The organism is uncultured Sphingorhabdus sp. (assembly GCF_937872355.1).
Lineage (GTDB): Bacteria > Pseudomonadota > Alphaproteobacteria > Sphingomonadales > Sphingomonadaceae > Sphingorhabdus_B.
The window spans coordinates 1-23,261 of sequence record NZ_CALMSV010000074.1 but is presented as its reverse complement, the minus strand read 5'-3'; the positions used below and the strand labels follow the sequence as shown (position 1 = coordinate 23,261).

Here is a 23,261-nt window from a genome sequence, read left to right as displayed (position 1 = left end):
CTGAAGAGTAAGTTTAAACCGCCGTGTCCGGCCATGGATTCCCGCTTTCGCGGGAATGACAGTGATTAGAGTGACAATGAACCAGACCGCCAATACCACCCGCCCCACAGGCTCCTCCTTCGTCAACATCGGCGAGCGTACCAACGTCACCGGATCGGCCAAGTTCAAGAAACTGATCCTCGCCGCCGACTATGAAGCCGCGGTTGAGGTCGCGCGCGATCAGGTCGAAAATGGCGCGCAGATTATCGACGTCAACATGGACGAAGGCCTGCTCGACGCCGAGCTCGCCATGACGACTTTCCTCAAACGCATCGCCGCCGAACCCGATATCGCGCGCGTGCCGGTGATGATCGACAGTTCCAAATGGAGCGTGATCGAGGCCGGGCTGAAATGCGTTTCGGGCAAGCCCGTGGTCAATTCGATTTCGATGAAGGAAGGCGAGGAAGCCTTTCTGCATCACGCTCGCCTGTGCATGGCCTATGGGGCCGCCGTTGTCGTCATGGCGTTCGACGAAACCGGGCAGGCCGACACCAAAGAGCGCAAGGTTGCGATCTGCAAGCGCGCCTATGATCTGCTGGTCGGTATCGGTTTCCCGCCCGAGGATATCATCTTCGACCCCAATATCTTCGCGGTCGCGACAGGTATCGAAGAGCATAATAATTACGGTGTCGACTTTATCGAGGCGGTCAAGGAACTGCGCGTGCTGTGCCCGCATGCGCATTATTCGGGCGGCCTTTCGAACCTTTCCTTCAGTTTCCGTGGCAACGAACCCGTGCGCCGTGCGATGCACAGCATATTCCTGTATCATGCGATCCCCGCCGGGCTTGACATGGCGATCGTCAATGCCGGGCAGCTTGATGTCTATGACACGATCGATCCCGAACTGCGCACCGCCTGCGAAGATGTGATACTGAATAAAGACCCTGACGCGACCGAGCGACTAATCGCACTCGCCGAACGGTACAAGGGCACCGACGCCGCGCAGGAGAAAGCCGCCGCCGAATGGCGCGGCTGGAACGTCGAGCGCCGCATTGAACATGCGCTGGTCAAGGGCATCGACGCGCATATCGTCGAGGATACCGAGGAAGCGCGCCTCGCGATCAAGGAACGCAGCGGACGCCCGATCGAGGTGATCGAAGGCCCGCTGATGGACGGCATGAATGTCGTCGGTGACCTGTTCGGCAGCGGCAAGATGTTCCTGCCCCAAGTGGTCAAATCCGCGCGCGTGATGAAAAAGGCCGTTGCCCACCTCTTCCCCTATATCGAGGCCGAGAAAGACGAAAACAGCAAGGGCAAGGGCCGGATCATCATGGCCACCGTCAAGGGTGACGTCCACGATATTGGCAAGAATATCGTCGGCGTGGTGCTGCAGTGCAACGGCTTTGAAGTCATCGACCTTGGCGTCATGGTGCCATGGCAGGAAATCCTCAAAAGTGCGGTCGAAAATGACGCCGACATGATCGGGCTTTCGGGCCTGATCACCCCCAGCCTCGACGAAATGGTGACTGTGGCTGAAGAAATGCAGCGCGCGGGGATGACGATGCCGCTGCTCATCGGCGGGGCCCCGACGTCAAAAAAAGCCACCCCGGGGCGCCACGAGCCGGGCTATTCTGGGCCGACCGTTCATGTGCTCGATGCCAGCCGGGCGGTCGGTGTGGCCTCCACCTTGGTCAGCGATACGCTTGCCGAGAAATTTGTGGCGGATACCCGCTCCGAATATGGCCATATTCGCGACGCCCGATCAGGCAAAACCGCCAAGCCGCTGGCGACGCTCGAAGAGGCGCGCGCCAATGCCTTTGAAATCGACGAAAGCCTGAAGCCGCCGGCACCGAAACAGCCCGGCGTCCATGTCTATGATGATTGGCCGCTTGGGGATCTGCGCGACTATATCGACTGGACGCCGTTCTTCCGCGCCTGGGAATTGCACGGCAATTATCCGGCAATCCTTGACGACGAGGTGGTCGGCGAAAGCGCGCGACACCTGTTTGCTGATGCTCAAACGATGCTCGACAAGATTGTTAGCGAGAAATGGCTGCGCGCCCGTGGCGTGGCGGGGCTATGGCCTTGCGCGCGCGAAGGTGACGATGTGGTCATCTATCTGGAAAACGAAGAGCATGTCCGCCTGCCCTTCCTGCGCCAGCAGGTGGCGAAGCGCGAAGGTCGCGCCAATATGTGCCTGGCCGATTTCATCAGCCCCGATGGCGACTGGATCGGCGGCTTTGCCGTCACCACCGGCCACGGCATCGGCACCAAACTCGCCGAGTTCAAGGCGCATATCGACGATTATTCGGACATCATGCTGAAGGCGTTAGCCGACCGTCTGGCAGAAGCCTTTGCCGAGCGGATGCACGAACATGTGCGCAAGGAACTGTGGGGCTATGCGCCCGACGAACAACTGACCAACGAGGCGCTGATCCGCGAACAATATCGCGGCATCCGCCCTGCCCCCGGTTATCCTGCCTGCCCCGACCACAGTCTGAAACCGGTGCTGTTCGGCCTGCTCGACGCCACCCACCGCACGGGAATAACGCTAACCGAGAGCTTCGCGATGCTGCCGACCGCAGCGGTCAGTGGATTCTATTTCGGCCACCCGCAAAGTGAATATTTCGGTGTCGCGCGGATCGGCGAAGATCAGGTCGCGGACTATGCCGCACGGCGCGGGCTGGAGCTCGACAAGGCACGGCAATATTTACGGCCGAATTTGAATGAATAAAGCCTAAGCCCGCTTCCCGATAACCGCCGCCAGCGCCTTCAACTTGGGCGTCACTACCGGGATCGTCAGCATTGTCGATGCCACTGCCATAAGTAGCAGTGCGGTAAAGGTTTCATTGGTGATGATGTCCTTATCGAGCAGGATGTTGGCGAAGATGATCATGATCAGCGCCTTGGTCTGCAGCAGCCAGCCGATGATCGACGCTTCGCCCTTTTCCCACTTCAGAATGCGTCCGGCGATGTGGATACCCGCAATTTTGCCCGATACTGAAGCGACCAGCAGCAGCGCAGCTGCGCCGAATACCACCATCCCACCAACGTCCCATTGTGTGCGTAATCCGGTCGACAAGAAGAATACAGGCATCACCGCGAGCAGAACGGTATTTCGGAAATTGTCCATATCTTTGAGGGTAAACCATTTGCTGTCGAACACTGCGCCTGCAAGGAAAGCGCCGACCATATAATGCAAACCCGCCCAGTCGGCGACCAGCCCGCAGGCGGCGAGCCAGATCAGTCCGACATACCAGCGGTCGCGTTCCGGAATGCGAACCATCAGCTTGCGGATGGCCCAGGTCGCCACCGCGAAAACTACGAGGAATGCGCCCTGTCGCCCGATCCGCTGCCAATCGAGCAGGATCAGCGCCAGCACGCCCCAGATCGCAATATCATCTAGGCTGGCGTAGCGCAGAATACGCTGGCCGATTGGCTGGCGCAAAATTTCCAGCTTTTCCATGAATAGCACCAGAATTGGCAGAGCCGTGACTGCGCAGGCCATGCCGATGCCCACGACGACCTGCCAATGCGCGCCCTTCACACCCATCCAGCCGTCGCTGAACTGGAGCATGATGATCGCTGCCAGGCTGCCAAACAACAACGGCGTGAACAGCGCAAAGCCTGCCGTCACCCCGGTTTCGCGCCGCCTCTTCCACGCTTCTTCAAGATCAAGCTCGATCCCCGCCACCCAGACAAACATCATTACCGCCCACCAGGCGACGCCATTCAGCGCGGTGACGACTTCGGGTCGAAAGACAAAGCTGTAATAATCGGGGAAAGCCGCGCCCAGTACGCCTGGGCCGAGCAAGATCCCGGCGATGATCTGAACCACCACCAGCGGGGCAAAATATTCCGTCCGCCCCAGCCGCCAGACCAGATAGGGCAATGTGAAGATGATCAGCATCGCCAGCAGGAAAACTTCGGTCGTGGTTACAGCGTGCATGTGCCCCTCTTCACTCTCCCTTGGCGCACTATCTCGCTGGGTGTTTCCCCGCAACACACATAGCTATGTCCCCGAACCGGACAGCCGATTTCAGCCGTGGTTAACCGACTGGCGGGAATCAGCCAAAAGAGGCAGGTTGGTGCCGAGAACCAATTGAAAGTGGACCAATGAAGCGTTCGACCCGTTTCCTTATTCCGGCGATTGCTGCGATCACAACCGTCTCGGCAACGGCCCAGCAAGGCATGGCGCCGTTCCAGATCGCCGAAAACGGGCAGACCTTCACCCGGCTTGCCGACGCAATCGAGGCTGTCGGTGACGGGCAAGCCACGATTATGATTGCGCCTGGCACTTATCGCGAATGTGCGGTGCAATCTGCGGGCCACATCTCGTTCAAAGCCGAAATCGCCGGCCGGTCTATCTTTGACGGCGGTATTTGCGAAGGCAAGGCTGCATTGGTACTACGCGGTCGGTCGGCGGCGGTCGACGGGCTGATCTTCCAGAACATGGCTGTGCCGGATGGTAATGGCGCAGGCATCCGTCTGGAAAAGGGCAATCTGGCCGTCACCCGTTCGGTCTTTCGCAACAGCGAAGAAGGCATCTTGACCGCCCAGGATCCGGCAGGAGAAATCGTAATCGACCAGACGACATTCAGCGAACTGGGCCGTTGCGACAGGGGGCTTTCCTGCGCGCACAGCATCTATATCGGTGACTTTGCCTCGTTGACCGTCACCCGCAGCCGTTTCGAGCGCGGCAATGGCGGGCATTATATCAAAAGCCGTGCTGCCACCGCGATCATCCAGAACAATGCCTTTGACGATACGCGCGGGCAGGCAACCAATTATATGATCGACCTGCCCGGCGGGGCCACCGGCATGATCAGTGGCAATGTGTTTGTGCAGGGCAAGGACAAGGAAAATTACAGCGCCTTCATCGCCGTTGCAGCCGAGGGCCGCCAACGCAGCAGCGCAGGCCTTGCGATCAGCGGCAACGACGCCAGCCTTGCCACCGGTGTTGATCGCAATACAGTCTTCCTCGCCGACTGGTCTGGCGATGCCATTGTACTGGGTGCGAACCGGCTGGGCCGGGGCTTGAAGCCGTTCGAAAAGCGGTAAGCGTTACCGCCGCCTCTGTTATCGTCCTTGAGCACGCCAACGGCGGACAACACGGTCGAGAAGTTCTTCCTCACCCCCCGTTTCCTGCCACAGGACCGAGAACAGCGGGTCTTCCGAAGCCGGACGCTTTTCTTCCTCAAGCGTGTCGAGTGCAACGCGGATCGGGATCGACACGCCTTCACCGCAGATGATGCATTCGCGGTTGCGGAGCGCCGGAATTGAGTCGAGGAAGCCCCGCGCACCTTCAGGCATCGCCGCGCGCACATAGGCCTGGTCACGGTCGTTATTCAAACGCATTGAGATGATCGTGCCGCATTGCGATAGCACACCTTCGGCCAAGTCTGAAGGTCGCTGGGTAATCAGGCCCAGCGAGACGCCATATTTACGACCTTCCTTGGCAATACGTTCCAGGATGGTGCGGACGGCACTGCCACCTGCGACGCGATCCGACGGGATGTAGCGGTGCGCTTCCTCGCAAACGAGGAGGATCGGACGCTGCGGTTCATTGCGCGACCAGATCGCATAGTCAAAAACCAGCCGCGAGAGCACCGCGACCACTGTCGAAGTGATATCCGAAGGCACACCGGAAACGTCTATGATCGAGATCGGCTTGCCATCACTCGGCAGGCGGAAAATCTTGCCGAGGAAGTCGGTCATGGTATCGCCGACCAGCATGCCGGAAAACATAAAGCTGTAGCGCGGATCGGCCTTCAGTTCCTCAATCTTGCCCTTCAAACGCATGAACGGCGCGGTATTGGTGGCCTTGTCGAGTTTGCCCATCTCGTTCTGGATGATGGTCGTCAAATCAGACAGCAGATAGGGAATCGGTGCGTCGACGGTCAGTTTGCCAATGCTTTCCGCGAGCCGGTTTTTCGAACGGGCCTGCAAAAGGCATTTGGCCAGAATGTCGCAGTCCGCCTGCCGTTCGTCGCCAGATGAAGTGACAAAGACTTCGCAATGCTCGGCGAAGTTCATGAGCCAATAGGGCATGGCGAGGTTGTTGACGTCGTACAGTGCGCCATTACCCTTGAACGCGGCGCTATATTCGCCGTGCGGGTCGATCATCACGATATGACCTTCGGGTGCCAGTTCGCAAATCTTGTGCAGGATGAGCGCCGCACTGGTCGATTTGCCGGTACCTGTCGATCCAAGCAGTGCGAAATGCTTGCCGAGCATCGCATCGACATACAGCGATCCCCGAATGTCTCGGGTCGGGAAAACGGTGCCGATGCTAACACTGGCCCGGCCATCGGCGGCATAAACCTGTTTGAGGTCGGAACTGGAAACGGCATATACTTCCGAACCCGGAACCGGGTAACGGGTGACGCCGCGGCGGAAATTATAGATTTTGCCGGTCAACCGTTCTTCATCGCCCTCGCCGAGGAAGTCGACCTGAGCAAGGATGGTCTTGGTATCGGTCAGATCGAGCCTTTGCGTGCGGATATTGGCGAGCAACCAGACATTGCCGACACGGATCTTGATCTGGCTTCCGACCTGGCCGGCCATGGCAATCGAAGGATCATGATGTTCGACCAGCGCGTTAATCAACGCTGCGTTCAGGCTGACCTGCGAACCCGATCCTGCAATTTCAATGACAGTGCCAATCTTGTGAAGACCGCTATCGGCTGCCTCATGGCTGCGCTGGGTCTGCCGGACCCCCATTGCATCCTGACCCACTTGCCGGGCGGCAGGTGCAAAGGATTGCGGAGCCGGCTGGGTTATGGGGCGCGCAGCAGGTTGCGCGGTCGGTACGGGTGCCGCTTGCTGTGCAGGGGCTACAGACTGCGGGTTTTGCTGGACGGGGGAATAGGGCTGCGTCGGCTGGACCGCTGGTCTGACCGGCTGCTGATAGGGGCTTTGCCCCGAAGAGGCTGCACTTTGCGCAGATTCTCCGGGTTGATATGGCTGCCCCTGCCCAAATGTGCGGCCTGAAAAATTATCGGTCATCTGATCACCCTGTTGTTACAGGTTCCAGACTAGGATGGTGGGGTTAATTTTCAGCTAAACGAGCCGCTTTTCGAGCCAATCGGCCGCGATCAGAGCCGACCAAAGACATAGCCCGCAAACCAGCCGAGAAAGAGCGAAATCAGAACGGCAAATGCGCCATATAGCAGGCCATATTCCTGCGCCATGATCGTCACAAAACGTTCAAAACCGGTCTTGCTGATCTCTACCGCGACACTGTCGTCCGCCATGATCACCCGTCCATCCCGGATCAACAGCGTTTCGGCAATATAGCGGCCTTCCGGAACGCTCGACGGCAGTGTCAGACGCGCGCGATAAAGAACCTGATCGGTGATATCGACTTCGCCGGGGGCTTCCGCAAACAGGCCGTCCTTGCGGTTCAGCTCAACCAGCCCGTCGGTAAAGCGGCGCACCTCACGCGTCTGGATTTCTCCAGTAGGCGATAATTGCAGCCGCTTGAGGCCCAGTTCGTAAATCGCTGCCGTCCGCGCATCGACGATTTTTTCGATCGGGCGGGAAGAGGCGATGGCATAATAGGCCGGGGCCGAGCGGAAATCGATGCTGTCGGCGTTGACCCAAATGCCCGCCACCTTTTGCTTTTCACGCAGGATGATCGGACGTGTCGGCCCGCGCAGCACAACCGCAACGTCGATCTGCCCTTCGGGGGCGACGCCGCGCGGATAGATTATCGCACCGAACATCAGCAACTCTGCGCCGGTGAAGCGCGACTGGATATTGATCTTGCGCTGCGACACATCGGGCACCAGCTTTGGTTCGCCCGCGCTTTGCGCCAGCGCCGGAAGCGGCAGCAGGAAGGCGAGAATCAGGAGCAGCCGGACAATCACAGGAATTGCACCGTGTAGATTTCATCGGGTCGCCAACCCAGCCCGAGCGCCATGCGCAACGCCACAATCAACACGATAGCCGCGAGCAGGAAGCGCAGATAATCGGGACGCATCCGCTGGGCTAGCCGCGCGCCGATCTGCGCTCCCGTGACGCTGCCGATCAGCAGGAAGATGGCGAGAACGATATCGACCGCGCGCGTCGTCAGGCTGTGCACCATCGTCGAAGACATGGTGACGAAGAGTATCTGGAACAGCGACGTACCGACCACGACATTCGCGCTCATCCCCAATATGTAGAGCATTGCCGGCACCATGATGAAACCGCCACCGACGCCCAGCAACATGGTGAGAATGCCGGTCAGAAAACCCAGGATTAGCGGTGCGAGCGGCGAAATATACAGCCCCGAACGATAGAAACGCCAGCGACCGGGAAGGCTCGCCACGAGCGGATGGTGCCGCCTTTTGCTGGCTGGCATGGGTTTACCGCTTCGGCTGGCGGACAAACTCCTCCATGCATCTTTCGCCATCAGCCCACCAATGCCGCCGAGCAGCAATGTGTAGAGGATATTGATGACGGTATCGGCCTGCCCCCATGCCTCAAGCAATTCGAACAGCAGCGCACCGAACAGGGTACCCAAAAGCCCGCCGACGACGAGCACTGCCCCCATATGGAAATCGACCCCGCCGCGCCGCATATGCGCGAACACCCCGGAAACGCTGGCGCCTGTCACCTGCGTCGAGGCGGAGGCTGCGGCGACCGTCGGCGGAATGCCGTAAAAGATGAGCAAAGGCGTGGTCAGAAAGCCGCCGCCTACGCCGAACATGCCCGACAGCATGCCCACGGCACCGCCGAGCAGGATGATCACAACGATGTTTACCGACAGCCCGGCTATAGGCAGGTAGATATCCATCGCGCCGCGCTAAATCCCTTCCCCTGAACGCCGCACGAATGGCGACGCAGGCAAGACCCTAAACCGATTTTGCGGCGTGATAAAGGCGTCTGGGAGCATTATCCGGCGCATAACTGTGACCCTGCTCACGGACAGGTGGTTTGGAATGTGCCATCTTGGCTTTCGCCAAGAGTCGGATGGAGTTTGAAATATGGCAAAGCTGTTTTCGGTAGCATCGTGGAATGTCGAACATTTCAAGGGCGATGGCCCGGATTCGGCACGTGTGGACAGGGTCGTGGCCTTCCTGGCCGAGCAGAAGCCTGACATATTCGGCATGTTCGAAGTCGAGGGCAAAACCGTGTTCGAGACGCTTGTACAGCGCATGCCCAACTACACCTTCCAGATCACCGAGGGGCAGCAGACACAGGAAATCCTGATCGGCGTGAAGCGCACAATGACCTCTCTTATCACCCAGCGCACCGAATATAAGTCAGGCACCACCCATATGCGGCCGGGCCAGCTGGTGTCTTTCATGGTCGGGCAGGAAAAATATGCCGTGCTCTTCCTGCATCTTGCAAGCGGAGTCGATCCGCGCGGCATGGGGCTGCGCGATGATATGGTGATGCGGGCGATCGACTTCAAAAAGACGCTCGACAAACAGGCAGCGCCCGGCGAGCGCGCCAATTATATCTTCCTAGGCGATCTGAATTCGATGGGCCTCGAATATCCCGGCCACAATATCCCGAGCGCCGATGAACTCAACAAATGGGACAAGGAGGCGAAAAAGGCCAAATACAAAATGCGCCGCCTGCCCAAGACCCACGCCAACAGCTGGTCGAATGGCAGCACATCGTCGATACCCGATTCAGCACTCGACCATGTGTTCGCGGCCGATCACCTGACCTTCAAGACATTCGCCGCCGCCGATGGCGCACAGGCCGAGGTCGCCGTGCGCGGCTGGACCGATGCCGCCACGCCAGCCGCGAAGGACAAATGGATCAAGGATCATTCGGACCACAGCCTCCTCTATTTCGAGGTGCATGACTAAGGCTCGAAGTTACTACCCCAACCGCGCCAGCGCAGCGCTCAGCCTTTCGACCTCGGCTGCCTTTTCGGCATGGTCAGCACGGGCCTTTTCGACCGCCTCGGGCTTTGCCTTTTCGACAAAGGCGGGGTTGGAAAGGCGGCCTTCCAAGGACTTGGCTTCCTTTGACACCGCCTCGATCGCCTTGTTGATACGCGCGCGTTCGGCGTCGAGATCGATGATGCCTTCCAGCGGGATGACGAAGGTTGCCTCATCAACCACGATCTGCACCGCACCGCCTGCAGGCGCTTCGGCATTGGAGATGCTGTCGAGCCGGGCCTGACGGGCAATCGCTGCCGTCTGTCGCTCGATCCGCGCCAGTGTTTCGGGCGAAGCGTCACGGACAAATGCGTTGAGGCGTGCACCCGGTGCAAGGCCGAGTTCATTTTTGGCGCTGCGCACCTCTGTGACCAGTTGGATCAGCCAGTTGATTTCAGCACCGGCGGCCAGATCGAGGTCGGCCTTTGGCTCGGGCCATTTGGCGACGATCAGGTCATAGTTCCGCTCACCCATCGCATGCCACAATTCTTCGGTGATGAAGGGCATGAAGGGGTGGAGCATCACCAGGATCTGGTCGAGCACCCAACCGGCGACGGCGCGCGTTTCTTCTTTGGGATCGCCCAAAATTGCGTTGGCACCTGCAAGCATCGACAGAGTCGGCTTGATCAGTTCGAGATACCAGTCGCAGAAGGTGCCCCACGCGAACTGGTAGATGGCATCGGCCATCGCGTCGAAGCGATATTCTTCAAACGCCTTATTGAGCTTCGCCAGCGTTTCCACAACCTCGCCGATGATCCATTTGTTGACCGCAAGGCTCGCCTCCGGCGCGCGCAGCGTGGTCGACGCACCGATACCGTTTGACTGGCAGAAACGCGCAGCATTCCACAGCTTGGTTGCAAAGTTGCGATAACCTTCGACGCGGCGCTCATCCATTTTCACATCGCGGCCCTGGCTTTCCATCGCCGCCATGAAGAAGCGCAGTGCGTCGGCGCCATATTTGTCCATCAGGATCAACGGATCGACGACATTGCCCTTGGATTTGGACATTTTCTGCCCGTCCGCTGCGCGCACCAGCCCGTGCAGATAGAGCGTCTTCCACGGCACTTCCTTCATGAAGTGCATCCCCTGCATCGCCATGCGCGCATCCCAGAAGAAGAGGATGTCAAAGCCGGAGATCAGGACGTCATTGGGGTAGTGGCGTTTCAGCGCATCGGTCTGGTTAGGCCAACCGAGCGTGCCGAAGGGCCAGAGTGCAGAGGAGAACCATGTGTCGAGGACGTCGTTGTCTTGGACTAAGCCAATTTTGCCATTCCAATCGGTACCATCCACGGACTGTTCGAATGCGTCAAAATTGTTGATTGCCTCGAAAACATTATCCGTCTGAACATTATAAAACTTTGCGGCCTGCTCACGCGCTTCCTCAAAGTTTTGTGCGACAAAAACCTGCGTGTAATCCGAAGCGACACCAGCAATGTTTGCAGGCCCATACCAAGCTGGAATCCGGTGCCCCCACCACAGTTGGCGCGAGACGCACCAGGGCTGGATATTCTCCATCCAGTTGAAGAAAGTTTTCTCCCAGCTTTTGGGGACGATTTCGATCGCGCCCGAACGCACGGCCTGTATCGGCGGCTGCGCAAGCGTTTCGGCGTCGACATACCATTGGTCGGTCAACCAAGGCTCGATCACCACACCACCGCGATCACCAAAGGGCGTCTGGATGGTGCGCGGTTCGGCGTCGAGTTCGCTTTCCTCACCATCCGCCGATTTGACGATATGCGGGACAAGGCGGCCCAGCGCCTTCATCTTTTTAACGACAGCGGCACGCGCATCGAAGCGATCCATGCCGACCAGATCGGCGGGGATCAGCCCGTCCGCCGTCTGCACAACCCGCGCCTCGGCATCGAACATGTTGAGCATCTCGCCGGGCTTAATCCCCGCGCGCTTGCCGACTTCAAAGTCGTTGAAATCATGTCCGGGGGTGATCTTCACTGCGCCCGAGCCCAGTTCCGGATCGGCATGTTCATCGGCGACGATCGGCACGCGGCGCCCGGTAATCGGCAGCTCGACAAATTTGCCGATGACGCTTTTGTAGCGCGGATCATCGGCATTCACCGCAACCGCCATATCGGCGAGCATTGTTTCGGGGCGGGTGGTGGCGACGACGATATGGTCCGCGCCGTTGTCGAGCTTCACGCCGTCGGCCAGCGGATAGCGGAAGTGCCAGAAATGGCCCTTCACCTCGCGCGTTTCGACCTCAAGGTCCGAAATCGCGGTCTTCAGCTTCGGGTCCCAATTGACCAGCCTTTTGTCGCGGTAAATCAGCGCCTGATTGTAAAGGTCAACAAAGACCTTGAGCACCGCGCGGTTGAAATGCGGGTCCATGGTGAACTGTTCGTTCGCCCAGTCCATCGAGCAGCCAAGGCGGCGCAGCTGGCGGGTAATCTGCCCGCCGCTTTCCGCCTTCCACTTCCAGACGATGTCGACAAATTCGTCGCGGCTGTAATTGGTGCGCTTGTCCTGACGCTCTTCAAGCTGGCGCTCGACCACCATCTGCGTTGCGATGCCCGCATGGTCCATGCCGACCACCCACAGCGCATCCTTGCCCTGCAAGCGGGCATGACGGATTAAAATATCCTGCAAAGTGTTATCGAGCGCATGGCCGATATGCAGGCTGCCCGTCACATTCGGCGGCGGGTTCACAATGGTAAAGGGTTGCGCATCGGGGCGCTCGGGGCGGAAGGCGCCGCTCGTTTCCCAATGCTCAAACCATTTGGTTTCGATTGCTGCCGGGTCGAATGTCTTGTCGATAGTCATGGGCCCGCGCCTTACCCGCGCTTTGCCCAAAGGAAAACCCCTAGGAATCGCGCTTATACTTGCGCCCAAATGCTGCACCCGCTAACGCCGCGCGCGTCATGCAGTATATCAGCACCAGGGGAAATGCGTCGAACCTCGATTTTGCGGGGGTGACGCTGGCGGGGCTCGCAAGCGACGGTGGGCTCTATGTCCCCGGTGCATGGCCCACTTTCACGCAGGCCGAAATCGCCGCGATGCGTGGCCTTCCCTATGTCGATCTGGCCGCCAAGGTGATGGCGCCCTTTACTGCGGGAAGTCTGACCGAGGACGAACTTCGTGAACTGTGTGCCGCAGCCTATGGCAGTTTCTCGCACGCTGCGGTCACGCCGCTGACTCAGCTGGACAACCAGCAGTGGCTGCTCGAATTATTTCACGGCCCGACGCTGGCGTTCAAGGATGTTGCGCTGCAGCTGCTCGGCCATCTTTTCGAACGCTTTTTGAGCGGCGGTGACAAAGCGCTGACGATCGTCGGTGCTACCTCGGGCGACACCGGATCCGCTGCTATCCACGCGGTGGCTGGTCGCGAGAATATCGAGATATTCATGCTCCACCCGCATGGCCGCGTGTCGGACGTGCAGCGGCGGCAGATGACGACGGTGCTGGCCCCCAATGTCCACAATATCGCCATCGAAGGCAGCTTCGACGACGCGCAGGCGATGGTGAAGCGGATGTTTGGTGACAGCGAAGTCACCAGTGCGATCACTTTGTCGGCGGTCAATTCGATCAACTGGGCGCGACTGATGGCGCAGGTGGTCTATTATTTCTGGGCCGCGCTGCAACTGGGCGCGCCCGAGCGCAAAATTGCCTTTTCGGTGCCCACCGGTAATTTCGGCGATGTTTTTGCCGGCTATGTTGCGGCGCAAATGGGCTTGCCTATCGAGCGGCTGATCGTGGCCACCAACGTCAGCGATATCCTTCACCGCGCGCTCGCCAAGGGCGATTATTCGGTCGGCACGGTCACGCCGACTGCCGCACCCTCGATGGACATACAGGTGTCGAGCAATTTCGAACGGCTGCTGTTCGACCTTGAAGGCCGTGAGGGCAGCGCGACCGCTGCACGTATGAAGTTGTTCGAACAGGACGGCAAAACGGCGCTGAGCGATGCCATGCGCAGCAAGGCGGGGATTTTCCAAAGCGCGCGTGCTGACGCCGATGAAATGTCGGGCGCGATGCGCTGGGCCTATGAAAAATGCGCCGAAATTGTCGATCCGCACACTGCGATCGCGCTCCACGCAGCGCGCAATGCAGGCATTTCGGCCGACATTCCGGTAGTGACGCTGGCGACCGCGCATCCTGCCAAATTCCCCGATGCGGTCGAACGGGCAACCGGCGTGCGCCCTTCTTTGCCTTCGCGCGTCGGCAATCTGTTTGACCGTGAGGAGCGGTTTATCGTGCTGCCTTCGGATTATGTCGCGGTGCGCGACCATGTGCTGGGCCATGCCGCTCGCGCCTGATTTCGTCACCCTCGTCAGCGAGCCGAGGCCCGATTACACGCTGATCGACAGCGGTAATGGCCGTAAGCTCGAATCCTATGGCAACCGCCGCTTTATCCGTCCCGAGCCGCAAGCGATGTGGGAACCGGCCACCGCGGACTGGCAGGCCGATGGCGAATTCGTGCCCGGCTCGGACGAGGATGGCGGCGGTCGCTGGTATTATGACAAGCCGGTTCCGCAGGATGGCTGGCCGCTCAAATGGAATGACGAGGTCAGCTTCACCGCAAGTTGCACCCCATTCCGACATTTGGGCTTCTTTCCCGACATGGACCCGGTCTGGCGCTGGATGCGTGGACAGATTTCTGCAACGCCCGAGCCCAATTGCATGAACCTGTTTGGCTATACCGGCGTTGGCACCTTGGCGCTTTCGTCAGCGGGCGCGCAGATGGTGCATGTCGATGCCTCCAAGAAATCGGTGGCGCAGGCGCGCGAAAATGCAGCGCTATCAGGCATGTCTGATCGGCCCATCCGATGGATCGTCGATGATGCGGCCAAGTTCGTCGCACGCGAGGTGCGGCGTGATCGGCGTTACGATGGTATCCTCCTCGACCCACCCAAATATGGCCGCGGGCCCGATGGCGAAGTTTGGCGGCTTGAGGAAGACCTACCCGGCCTGATCGCCAACTGCCGCCAGCTGCTCGACACCAATTCACGTTTCCTCTTCCTCACCGTATATGCCGTCCGTATGTCGGCAATCGCTCTGGGCAACCTGCTGCAGGCGCATTTTGCTGACCTGCCCGGCAAAGTAGAATTCGGCGAACTGGCTGTTCGCGAACAGGCAAGAGGGCTATTATTACCGACCGCAATCTTCGCCAGATGGTCGCAACAGGACTGACATGAACGATCTTCTCACCCTCGAAGTGCACGACCTGCACGTCAATGTGCTCACCGGCATTTACAGCCAGGAAACACACCTGCCGCAGCCGCTGCACATCTCGGTCAGCGCCGACCTCGAGGTTGCGCCGCATTATGCGCCCGACACGCCGTTGTCGGCTTCGAAAAACTATATGGCGATCAAAGAGGCCGCGACGGTTTTTCCCGAAGGCGTGCACTTCACGCTGATAGAGGCGGTGGCGGACCATATCATCGACAAGCTGTTCGCCGCCGATCCGCGCGTCCAGAATGTGACGGTGAAGATCATCAAGCTGGCGATTTCTGAAGACGGCGAATCGATCGGGATCACGTTGACGAGGCACCGCAAGTGACCCGACCACTCGCGCTCGTCACTGGCGGGATGCGACGGCTGGGCGCGGTGATCGCAGCGCAACTGGCGGATGCGGGATATGATCTCGCGCTGACCAGCCACGGCGACGGCACGCCGGATATTGAGCTTGCGGCTACACTCGACCATAACGCCACCAACTGGATGTATTTTGCTGCCGACCTTTCGGCAGAAGGTGCGACAGAAACGCTGATGTCTGAAGTGCTGGCTCATTTCGGTCGCGCACCCGATCTGCTGGTCAACAATGCCGCGATGTTCGGGCAGGATGGATGGGAGGCGCTGTCTGCCAACTCCCTGAGTGACCACTTTGCGCTCAATCTATTCGCACCCATATTGTTGAGCAGGGCACTGGTGCAGGCGTCAGCTGAAACAGCCCAGCCCGCAATCGTCCAAATCGTAGACCAGCGCATCACCAACCCCAATGGCGATCAGCTGAGCTACACACTGTCGAAGCAGGCGCTGGCCGGTTCGGTTCGCTCGCTCGCGGCGGCTTTCGGAAAACGCGCACGGGTCAATGGCGTCGCCCCCGGTCTGGTGATTCCCACCGATGACTATGACGATGGGCAGATGCAGCGGCTCAACGAAGACATGCCCTTGGGCCAATTACCGGATGCAAAAGCAATCGCCGATGCCGTGCTGTACTTGGCCAAGGCCCGCCACGTGACCGGGCAGATTGTTTTCGTCGATGGTGGCGCACATCTGCGCAGCTATCCGCGCGACTTCATGCACCTTTAGAGTCTGAGGCGGGTCCCCACCGTTTCAGTGAAACTGAAACAAATTCTAACGCACGCGCCAGACCTTCAGCCCTTCGCCCATATCGGGCATTTTTTCCAGCCAATCAGGCGTGTTGCCTTTCGCCAGTTGCGCCCAGAGACCATCAGGGTTGCGCCGTTGATAGCCTTTCATTTCGGCTTCATCGATACAAGCGACGATATGGGTTATTTTGCGACGCTTAATGATCCCCCGCGACTGCATTGGTGGCAGCCGGTATATGTCGATATGCGCGCGCAAGGCCTTTTCATTGCGGTGATGGCTGGAGGCCAAGACGCTGTGCGAGGTGTTCAGCAGGATTTTGGGACCTATGTCGAACGGCGCGACGATATTGGCCTGTTTGAGAGCCGCCAAAGCACGAACCGATTCGCTGGATTCGCATTGCCCGGCTTCGCTGCCCTTCTCACCCGCAACCTCCAACTGGCTGTTTGCCACATGCGGCGATAACAATTTGAATATCTGTGAAAAATATGGTCCCGGCATGAGCATTAGCGCCATAAGGGCGACCAACCCAATTCTGCGGATAGCCACGGGCTCCGCTCTGTAACGGCTGAACAGTTTTGCAATACCAGTCGCGATGACAGGCGTTGCAACCAGTGTGGCGGTCGAAACGGTGCGGAAAACCAGCAACGAAAGCAGAAGCGTGTAAATACTGAGAAACGCGATGATGGCGTAGTTGGCACGCTGCTCGACGTCTGACCTGATCAACAATAATGCCAGGGTTGCAAGGCCGACAGCCGGTACAGCCAGCATCAATATGGCTGTGCCCCATTTCTGATGCCAAACCGGCAAACCTTCGCGCACCATATCATACCAATAGGCACGAACGACCGGATCCATCGTTGAAAAGGCGCCGCGCGCACAATCGGGCGCCGCATTCAGGTAAATTGCCGCCGACGCAAGGGCTGCCGCCAGAACGATTGCGAAGCGCGGCACCCTGCCCATCTGCAGGAGGAGGGCGGGTGGCGCGATAATCATGCCAGCGGCTGCAATCGCGTAAATATGCGCTGGCGAGATCGTATCGCAAAAATTGGGTGCAGACAGTCCCGTCGCTTGCGTGCCGAAGAAAAGAGCCAAAGTAGCAGAGGTAAATGTAAGCACAGCCCAGCCGAGCCGCTGTGCACCATCTCCCTTAAAAGCCCAGCGCCAGCCCAGAACTGCAAAAAACGCCGCTGCTGCGGGCGCCCCTTCCAGCGATATGTGCAGCCACACCGCCATGGCCAGACCCATTACGACCCCGGCTTTGCGGGGCGAAGGCCAGAACAACGTCCAGAGTGTAAGGGCGGCGCAAACCAGCTGCCAGCCATGATGGTCGATCCGCATTGGGCGCAGTTGCATCGTTATTGCAGGTGACATCAACGTCATGACGACAGCAATCCCGCCAGCCAGCCTCCCCCCCAAAGACATTGCTACGCGGCCGAGAATGTAGGCGATCGTCGCGTAGCACAATAGGGGTATGACCGTGCCGGCGAGCATCTCCGCACCCGCCTGACCAAATAGCGGAGCTGCTATGATAACAATGATAGCAAGCGGTAACTCGATTAGTCGCGACCAGTGCATTGGGCCGCCCTCAGGTGCATTCAACCGATATTGGGTGGTATCGAACCAGCTTTGCCCGGCAAGAAAATCACGCAGCTGCACCATACGCAGCTGATCATCGGGATCCCATCCGGAACGAGAAGCGATATTGGGCCAGCTTGAATAGATAAGGAAGGCCGCAGCTGCGAGCCAGATGATGGCTGCCAGCTTGGGCAAGGACTCTTTGCTGTTATTTTGCGGAACGCCGTTCATCGGTTCAATTCGACGCAACCCGCACAGTCGGCTTATGCTTCAGATACAGCCAGGGGACCTTTGCGGGATTAAACTGGGTCCGGTGATGCCGATCGAAATAAGGCGGCATATGATCCCCAACTATAAGAATATCCGCTTCGGGAAAGTCGGCAGCCGAAATTTCACTCGCGAGTGCGGTGAATATGTCGTCATAAATAGCAAACTGCCTGCAGATCTGAGGATAATCGCTTTTCAACAGAGGCGAGACACGTTCACAATTGTCGACATTGAGGTTCAGTCCCGCAGGCACTGGCAAGTGCGAATTGAGCGTCAGCCAATAGAGAAAAGTCGGCTTGTCCGCAGACTTCAACCGCACTGAAATCTGGCGAGGAATATCGCGGTCACATGCACCAGGGAAAACACCGCCGCATTTCTCGGAACCCTCCGCAACCATGTCGTTTTTGAATGCCATGTGCTTGAAGCCGACATTGGGATACCATTTTTCACGCGCAAAGAAATTCGGCGTGAAACTGTGCATCGCCAGCGTGTCATAGCCCTTTGCGACCAACTGTGCCGGGATGCATTTTTCATCCTTGCGATCGACAAGGTCATAATAATCGCCCCAGCGCCCGCATAATTCACGGATCTCTCCGGCTGTGGTGCTGTTGTAATAAGGCGCCGATCCCCTGCTAAAATCGAACTTCGCCTGCACATCCTTGTCTTGCAACAGCGGCGCAAACATCAGTCGCGACATTTCGGGATTATTTTGGGGAAGACCCATGGCTTCGACGACGATCAATATCAGGTGCCGCTGCCCATCCGCGCGCGCCACAAACCCGCTGCTCTTGGTTGCCGAATCGAATGTCGCTCCCGCAGGCGCGGCACGGAAATAGTGGCCTCGCATGTCCTTGCCCATCCACAAGTCGACGCCGGCCAAGGTGAAGAAAAGCCCGCCCGCACCGGCAATCAGCAACGGCCGGGAAAAATGGATGTTGCGCTTCAAAAGACGCCAACCGATTCCAAGCACCATCACAATCGCAATGGCCGCCGCTATATAGTCATAGGAGTTGGATGGCTTGATCTCGGCAAAGAATTTCAACGAATAGAGCAACGAGGAGATATCAAGATTGAACAGACCACCGATGAAACGCAGCGTCGAATAGATCAAGGCTCCGGCAAACGCAGCGTACCGTATCCAGAAACTGGTCCGCATCACGATGAGGCCAAGTACCCCGGTATAGACAATATCCATGTGCCGTGGCGGTGCTCCGGAAAACCACAACACTGCAAATCCCGCATTGGCGAGGACAACCCAGATGAGGAGCCAACGGCCAAAGCTTTTGAGTTGCTCATCCACGCCCCAAAATGGCGGGCGAACGGTCTGCGCTGTTAGCGTGGTCACCGGAAAACCCCCCATTTGCGCAGTGCATACACCGCAAAAAAGCTGATTGCGACAGCGGCTCCTTTGGATGGCAATGGATGCACGCCCGCGCGGCCGAGAAATTCTACAGTCGCCACTGTTATTCCAAGGCCAGCAAGCGCCGAACCGGCGAACAATGCGCGCTGAATGTGCAGCGCGGCGCCAACCCTGGCCTTGCCCGTGAAAACGAAGTTGGCACTCACCATCCAGTGCACCACGATTCCAGCGCAATATCCCGCCGCAGAAGCAAGCGTCGGATCGATCTTGACCGCGACAAGGCTCGAGAACAGCGCCACATCAAATGCCAAGGCAATGATGCTGGCGACAAGGTAGCGCGTTATCGTAAACCGCTGCCAAAGCTGCAGGGCGGAGGCCATTGCCCGCTCCATTGAAGTCAGGCCGCCTTGACGATTTTGCGCTGTTTCGTTGCGGGTGCCACGCGGGTCGGGACGTCACGTTCTGAAGCAAGCGCAGCGGCCTGATCCTCGGTCACCTTGACCGCAATCTTTTCCTGTTCGCCTTCGTCGCCCGCCTCATGATACTCGGCGTCTTCGTTGACGTTCCAGATATTGTAGACACGCGCGCCAGCCTCAATATTCTCGACCGTCAGCATCGCCGTCATCATCGCATGGTCCTGATTATTGTAGCGGTGCATACCGTTGCGGCCGACCATGTGCAGCGTCGGGTATTTGCTTTCGAGTTCCGAGCGCATCGCCTCGACATTCGCGGCATAGCTGTCGTCATAAACCGGATAAGCTTTTTCCTGACGGACAACCGCGCCGCCGACCACGTCTTCGGGGTTGCACAGGCCAAGGATCGCCATTTCTTTCTTCGCAAGTTCGACCAGATCGGCATCTCTCGATGACCAGAGGCCATCACCTTCGAAGCAGAAATATTCAAGGCCGACACAGGCTATCGACGGATCAGGCACCATTTCGGGTGACCAGCTGCGAAAATTTTGTACCCGGCCGACCTTCACCTTGCTGTCATGGATATAGATCCAGTTGTCAGGGAACAGATCGTCCGACTTGATCATCAAGGCTACGGTCAGGAAGTCGCGATATTTGAGGTTTGATGCCTCGAGCGAAGTTTGTGGCAGCGGATGAATGCGGGCCGAAAGCTCGCGCATGGGCGCCGAACTGATCACATGGCGTGCCTGAACAACGGTTTCGCTGCCATCGGTCTTGGTCGCCGACAGACGCCAATTGCCTTTGGCATCTTGCGCTAGCTGATTGAAGCTGTGCCCCATCAGTACATTGTTACCCTTGGCGATGACGAAATCGCGTGCCGCATCCCACATCATGCCCGGCCCCAGCCGCGGATAGCGGAAGGTTTCGAGCAAAGTCTTGGTTTCCATGCCGTCATTGGGCTTTTTGTTGAGGCCAAGGCTACGCTTCAGCCCGTCCATTACCGCGGCACCAAGGCTCAATCCCTTAATGCGTTGCGCGGCCCAGTCTGCCGACATTTCGTCGCAGGGCATGCCCCATACCTTCTCGGTATAGGTCTTGAAGAAGATCGAATAGAGCTTCCAACCAAACTGGTTCGTCGTCCAATCCTCGAACGAGCGGACGTTGCGGTTTGGAAGCAGTTTCGCCTTGGCATAGCTCGCCATGCACAAGGTCGAACGAATGATGCCAAGATTGAACAGGGCTTCGAACGCACGCAGCGGATAGCTGTAGAATTTGCCTTCATAATAGATGCGGCTCATGCGCGGGCGCTGGATGAAATCATCGGGAAGGATTTCGTTCCAGAGGTCGACGACTTCCTTGGACTTCGAAAAGAAGCGATGGCCGCCAATATCGAAACGATAGCCATCGACTTCGACGGTGCGGCTGATGCCGCCGACATAGCGTTCGTCTTTTTCGATAACAGTGACGCTATAGCCCTTTTTGGAGAGCAGATAGGCAGCAGTCAGCCCTGCGGGTCCTGCGCCGATGATCGCTACGTCCACCAAATCCTGTTTTTGCCCCGACATTTTCGCACTTCCTCCAGCGGCTATAGGCTTTCGGGGAAATCTCTGAACGAAAATGGATAATGAAAAGTTAACAGGGGCGTCAAGCGGCCAGTCACGACAGATAATTGCTGCATTGCAGTAATTTCTTGCTTTTTGGTGCCCACTCCGCCATATGGCCTTCAAGCGCATGAGGCGAGCGGGGATAACCGCCGCAGTATCGACAGCGTGAGAGCTTGTTCAAAAGCTCCGTCGATCGAGAGATGCGCGCAGCCAAGAGGCTTCCCAATTCACGCGGGGTGGTTTCCAAGGGGTCGGCGTTTCGCTTGCCCTTAAACCCGCTTGTGCGCCGCGCGCTGCCAAAAGGCCTGCGCGGGCTGCATCATGCATATTTGAGAGTTTATTATGTCTTTTTTTGAAGAACTGGGCCTTGCCCAACCCCTCCTGAAGGCGCTTGCCGCTTCGGGATATGATACCCCGACCCCGATCCAGATGCAGGCGATACCGCCTTTGCTGGAAGGTCGCGACCTGTGCGGTATTGCGCAGACCGGCACCGGCAAGACCGCTGCCTTTGCGCTGCCCTCGCTCCACCATTTCGCCACCAACATCAAACCGCGCGTGCCTTATGGCTGCCGTATGCTGGTGCTTTCGCCGACGCGCGAGCTGGCCGCGCAGATTGCGGAAAAGTTCCGCGACTATGGCAAGTTTCTGGGCCTAACCGTCAACTGCGTATTCGGCGGCATGCCCATTTTCACGCAGAAGAAGAAGCTGCAGCCCGGCACCGACATCCTTGTCGCAACGCCTGGCCGACTGCTCGACCTTATCGAACAACGCGCGTTGAGCCTGAAGGACGTCGAGATCTTCGTCCTCGACGAAGCCGACCAGATGATGGATCTAGGCTTCATTCACGCATTGAAGCGCATTGACCTGCTGCTCCCTAAGAAGCGACAGAGCCTGTTCTTTTCGGCCACCATGCCCAAGGCGATTGCAGAACTGGGAAACCGTTTCCTGAACAACCCCGTGCGCGTCTCGGTAACGCCAGCAGCGACAACGGCGGAACGCGTCGATCAATTCGTCACCTTCGTTACGCAGGGTGAAAAGCAGGCCTTGCTCAACTATCGCCTCAAGGATGAGGCTGTCGAGCGTGCGCTTGTCTTCACCCGCACCAAACATGGTGCCGACCGGGTGGTCCGCCATCTGGCGGGCGCAGGCATCAAGGCAGCCGCTATCCATGGCAATAAGAGCCAGGGACAGCGCACCGCAGCGATGCAGGGCTTCCGCCACGGACATCTGAAAGTGCTGGTCGCAACCGACATCGCCGCGCGCGGTATCGACGTCCCCGGCGTCAGCCATGTGTTCAATTATGAGCTGCCCAATGTGCCCGACCAATATGTCCACCGCATCGGCCGCACCGCGCGTGCCGGGGCAGACGGCATCGCTGTCAGTTTTGTCAGCGATGATGAGCGTGGCTATCTGAAGGATATCGAAAAGCTGACCAAGGTGCGCCTGATGCAGGTTGGCCTGCCCGAAGGTTTCCGCCAACTGGTAGCCGAAATGCCCAAGCCATCCGTCGCCAAGCGGAAAGAACGCCCCCGCCGTGCAGGCGGGCGTCCGGGCGGCGAACGTCAGGGGCAGGGTCGACCCGGCGGTCGTCAAGGTTCAGGTCGCGCGCGTCCGGCCCATGGCAGCCCGTTGATGAGCCGCGACGGTTATGGCCGTGACGAAATTCCTGTCCGCGATGATCGTGGCAGCGAACGTCGCGACGATCAGCGTGCACCCCGCGCCGACAATCGCCCCAACCACAAACGTGGTGGCCCGCCAATCAGTGGTGCCTCACATGGCCGCGACAGTGAACGTCCCCGCAACTATGGCCCCAAACCATCAGGTTTGGGCAAGTTCAAGACTGCGGTGAAGCGGGCGCGGTAATCTACTCCCTCTCCCAATGGGAGAGGGGGTT

The 23,261-nt window shown here is 58.5% G+C and carries 17 protein-coding genes; 8 read left to right on the top strand and 9 right to left on the bottom strand.

Annotation, left to right across the window (positions count from 1 at the left end; translation table 11 throughout):
• Positions 1-76 precede the first annotated feature (76 nt).
• The gene (gene metH / locus Q0239_RS04225; protein ID WP_298598947.1) at positions 77-2,713 is read left to right on the top strand and encodes a methionine synthase; all 2,637 of its coding nucleotides are present in this window, start codon (positions 77-79) and stop codon (positions 2,711-2,713) included.
• Positions 2,714-2,716: 3 nt separating this feature from the next.
• Here metH and Q0239_RS04220 read toward each other — a convergent pair whose 3' ends face one another.
• Entirely contained in the window at positions 2,717-3,928 is a 1,212-nt protein-coding gene (locus tag Q0239_RS04220) for a cation:proton antiporter (RefSeq protein ID WP_298598897.1), read from the bottom strand.
• Positions 3,929-4,095: 167 nt separating this feature from the next.
• Between Q0239_RS04220 and Q0239_RS04215 the strand changes: the two genes are divergently transcribed.
• Positions 4,096-5,040: a right-handed parallel beta-helix repeat-containing protein gene (locus tag Q0239_RS04215; protein WP_298598894.1), complete on the top strand. Its 945-nt coding sequence runs from the start codon at positions 4,096-4,098 to the stop codon at positions 5,038-5,040.
• An 18-nt stretch (positions 5,041-5,058) separates the two neighbouring features.
• Here Q0239_RS04215 and Q0239_RS04210 read toward each other — a convergent pair whose 3' ends face one another.
• The 3 genes from Q0239_RS04210 to Q0239_RS04200 form a co-directional block, all read right to left on the bottom strand.
• Positions 5,059-6,702: a DUF87 domain-containing protein gene (locus Q0239_RS04210; protein WP_298598942.1), complete on the bottom strand. Its 1,644-nt coding sequence runs from the start codon at positions 6,700-6,702 to the stop codon at positions 5,059-5,061.
• Between the two features lie 374 nt (positions 6,703-7,076).
• Entirely contained in the window at positions 7,077-7,850 is a 774-nt protein-coding gene (locus Q0239_RS04205) for a TIGR02186 family protein (RefSeq protein ID WP_367276068.1), read from the bottom strand.
• The gene (locus Q0239_RS04200; RefSeq protein ID WP_298598892.1) at positions 7,847-8,761 is read right to left on the bottom strand and encodes a sulfite exporter TauE/SafE family protein; all 915 of its coding nucleotides are present in this window, start codon (positions 8,759-8,761) and stop codon (positions 7,847-7,849) included. The genes Q0239_RS04205 and Q0239_RS04200 overlap by 4 nt, the downstream gene beginning before the upstream one ends.
• Positions 8,762-8,951: 190 nt before the next feature.
• Between Q0239_RS04200 and Q0239_RS04195 the strand changes: the two genes are divergently transcribed.
• Entirely contained in the window at positions 8,952-9,788 is an 837-nt protein-coding gene (locus tag Q0239_RS04195) for an endonuclease/exonuclease/phosphatase family protein (RefSeq protein ID WP_298598890.1), read from the top strand.
• A gap of 12 nt (positions 9,789-9,800) precedes the next feature.
• Here Q0239_RS04195 and Q0239_RS04190 read toward each other — a convergent pair whose 3' ends face one another.
• Positions 9,801-12,638 (bottom strand): valine--tRNA ligase, encoded by a 2,838-nt coding sequence (locus Q0239_RS04190; protein WP_298598887.1) that lies wholly within the window; start codon positions 12,636-12,638, stop codon positions 9,801-9,803.
• A gap of 98 nt (positions 12,639-12,736) precedes the next feature.
• Between Q0239_RS04190 and thrC the strand changes: the two genes are divergently transcribed.
• Genes thrC through Q0239_RS04170 form a run of 4 tightly spaced genes read left to right on the top strand, consistent with a single transcriptional unit; the run spans position 12,737 to position 16,127 of the window.
• On the top strand, positions 12,737-14,131 hold the full coding sequence (thrC, locus tag Q0239_RS04185) for a threonine synthase (protein ID WP_298598884.1): 1,395 nt from the start codon (positions 12,737-12,739) through the stop codon (positions 14,129-14,131).
• A complete protein-coding gene (locus Q0239_RS04180) occupies positions 14,103-15,005 on the top strand; it encodes a class I SAM-dependent methyltransferase (protein WP_298598880.1) in 903 nt (300 codons plus the stop codon). Before thrC ends, Q0239_RS04180 begins: the two co-directional genes overlap by 29 nt.
• A 1-nt stretch (position 15,006) precedes the next feature.
• Positions 15,007-15,375 carry a dihydroneopterin aldolase gene (locus tag Q0239_RS04175; protein WP_298598877.1) on the top strand — a complete coding sequence of 123 codons (369 nt, stop codon included), beginning with the start codon at positions 15,007-15,009 and terminating at the stop codon, positions 15,373-15,375.
• The gene (locus Q0239_RS04170; protein ID WP_298598873.1) at positions 15,372-16,127 is read left to right on the top strand and encodes an SDR family oxidoreductase; all 756 of its coding nucleotides are present in this window, start codon (positions 15,372-15,374) and stop codon (positions 16,125-16,127) included. Before Q0239_RS04175 ends, Q0239_RS04170 begins: the two co-directional genes overlap by 4 nt.
• 45 nt (positions 16,128-16,172) lie before the next feature.
• Here the strand turns inward: Q0239_RS04170 and Q0239_RS04165 are convergent, their stop codons facing one another.
• From Q0239_RS04165 to Q0239_RS04150, 4 genes are read right to left on the bottom strand one after another with little or no spacing between them, the layout of a single operon-like run.
• Positions 16,173-17,972, bottom strand: coding sequence for a hypothetical protein (locus tag Q0239_RS04165; protein ID WP_298598870.1), 1,800 nt, complete (start codon positions 17,970-17,972; stop codon positions 16,173-16,175).
• Positions 17,959-19,335 carry a sulfatase-like hydrolase/transferase gene (locus tag Q0239_RS04160; protein WP_298598867.1) on the bottom strand — a complete coding sequence of 459 codons (1,377 nt, stop codon included), beginning with the start codon at positions 19,333-19,335 and terminating at the stop codon, positions 17,959-17,961. Before Q0239_RS04160 ends, Q0239_RS04165 begins: the two co-directional genes overlap by 14 nt.
• Positions 19,332-19,730, bottom strand: a complete 399-nt coding sequence (locus tag Q0239_RS04155) for a GtrA family protein (protein ID WP_298598864.1) — start codon at positions 19,728-19,730, stop codon at positions 19,332-19,334. Before Q0239_RS04155 ends, Q0239_RS04160 begins: the two co-directional genes overlap by 4 nt.
• A gap of 17 nt (positions 19,731-19,747) precedes the next feature.
• Positions 19,748-21,328, bottom strand: coding sequence for an NAD(P)/FAD-dependent oxidoreductase (locus tag Q0239_RS04150; protein ID WP_298598861.1), 1,581 nt, complete (start codon positions 21,326-21,328; stop codon positions 19,748-19,750).
• A gap of 381 nt (positions 21,329-21,709) precedes the next feature.
• Between Q0239_RS04150 and Q0239_RS04145 the strand changes: the two genes are divergently transcribed.
• The gene (locus tag Q0239_RS04145) at positions 21,710-23,230 is read left to right on the top strand and encodes a DEAD/DEAH box helicase (RefSeq protein WP_298598858.1); all 1,521 of its coding nucleotides are present in this window, start codon (positions 21,710-21,712) and stop codon (positions 23,228-23,230) included.
• The last annotated feature ends 31 nt before the right edge of the window (positions 23,231-23,261 follow it).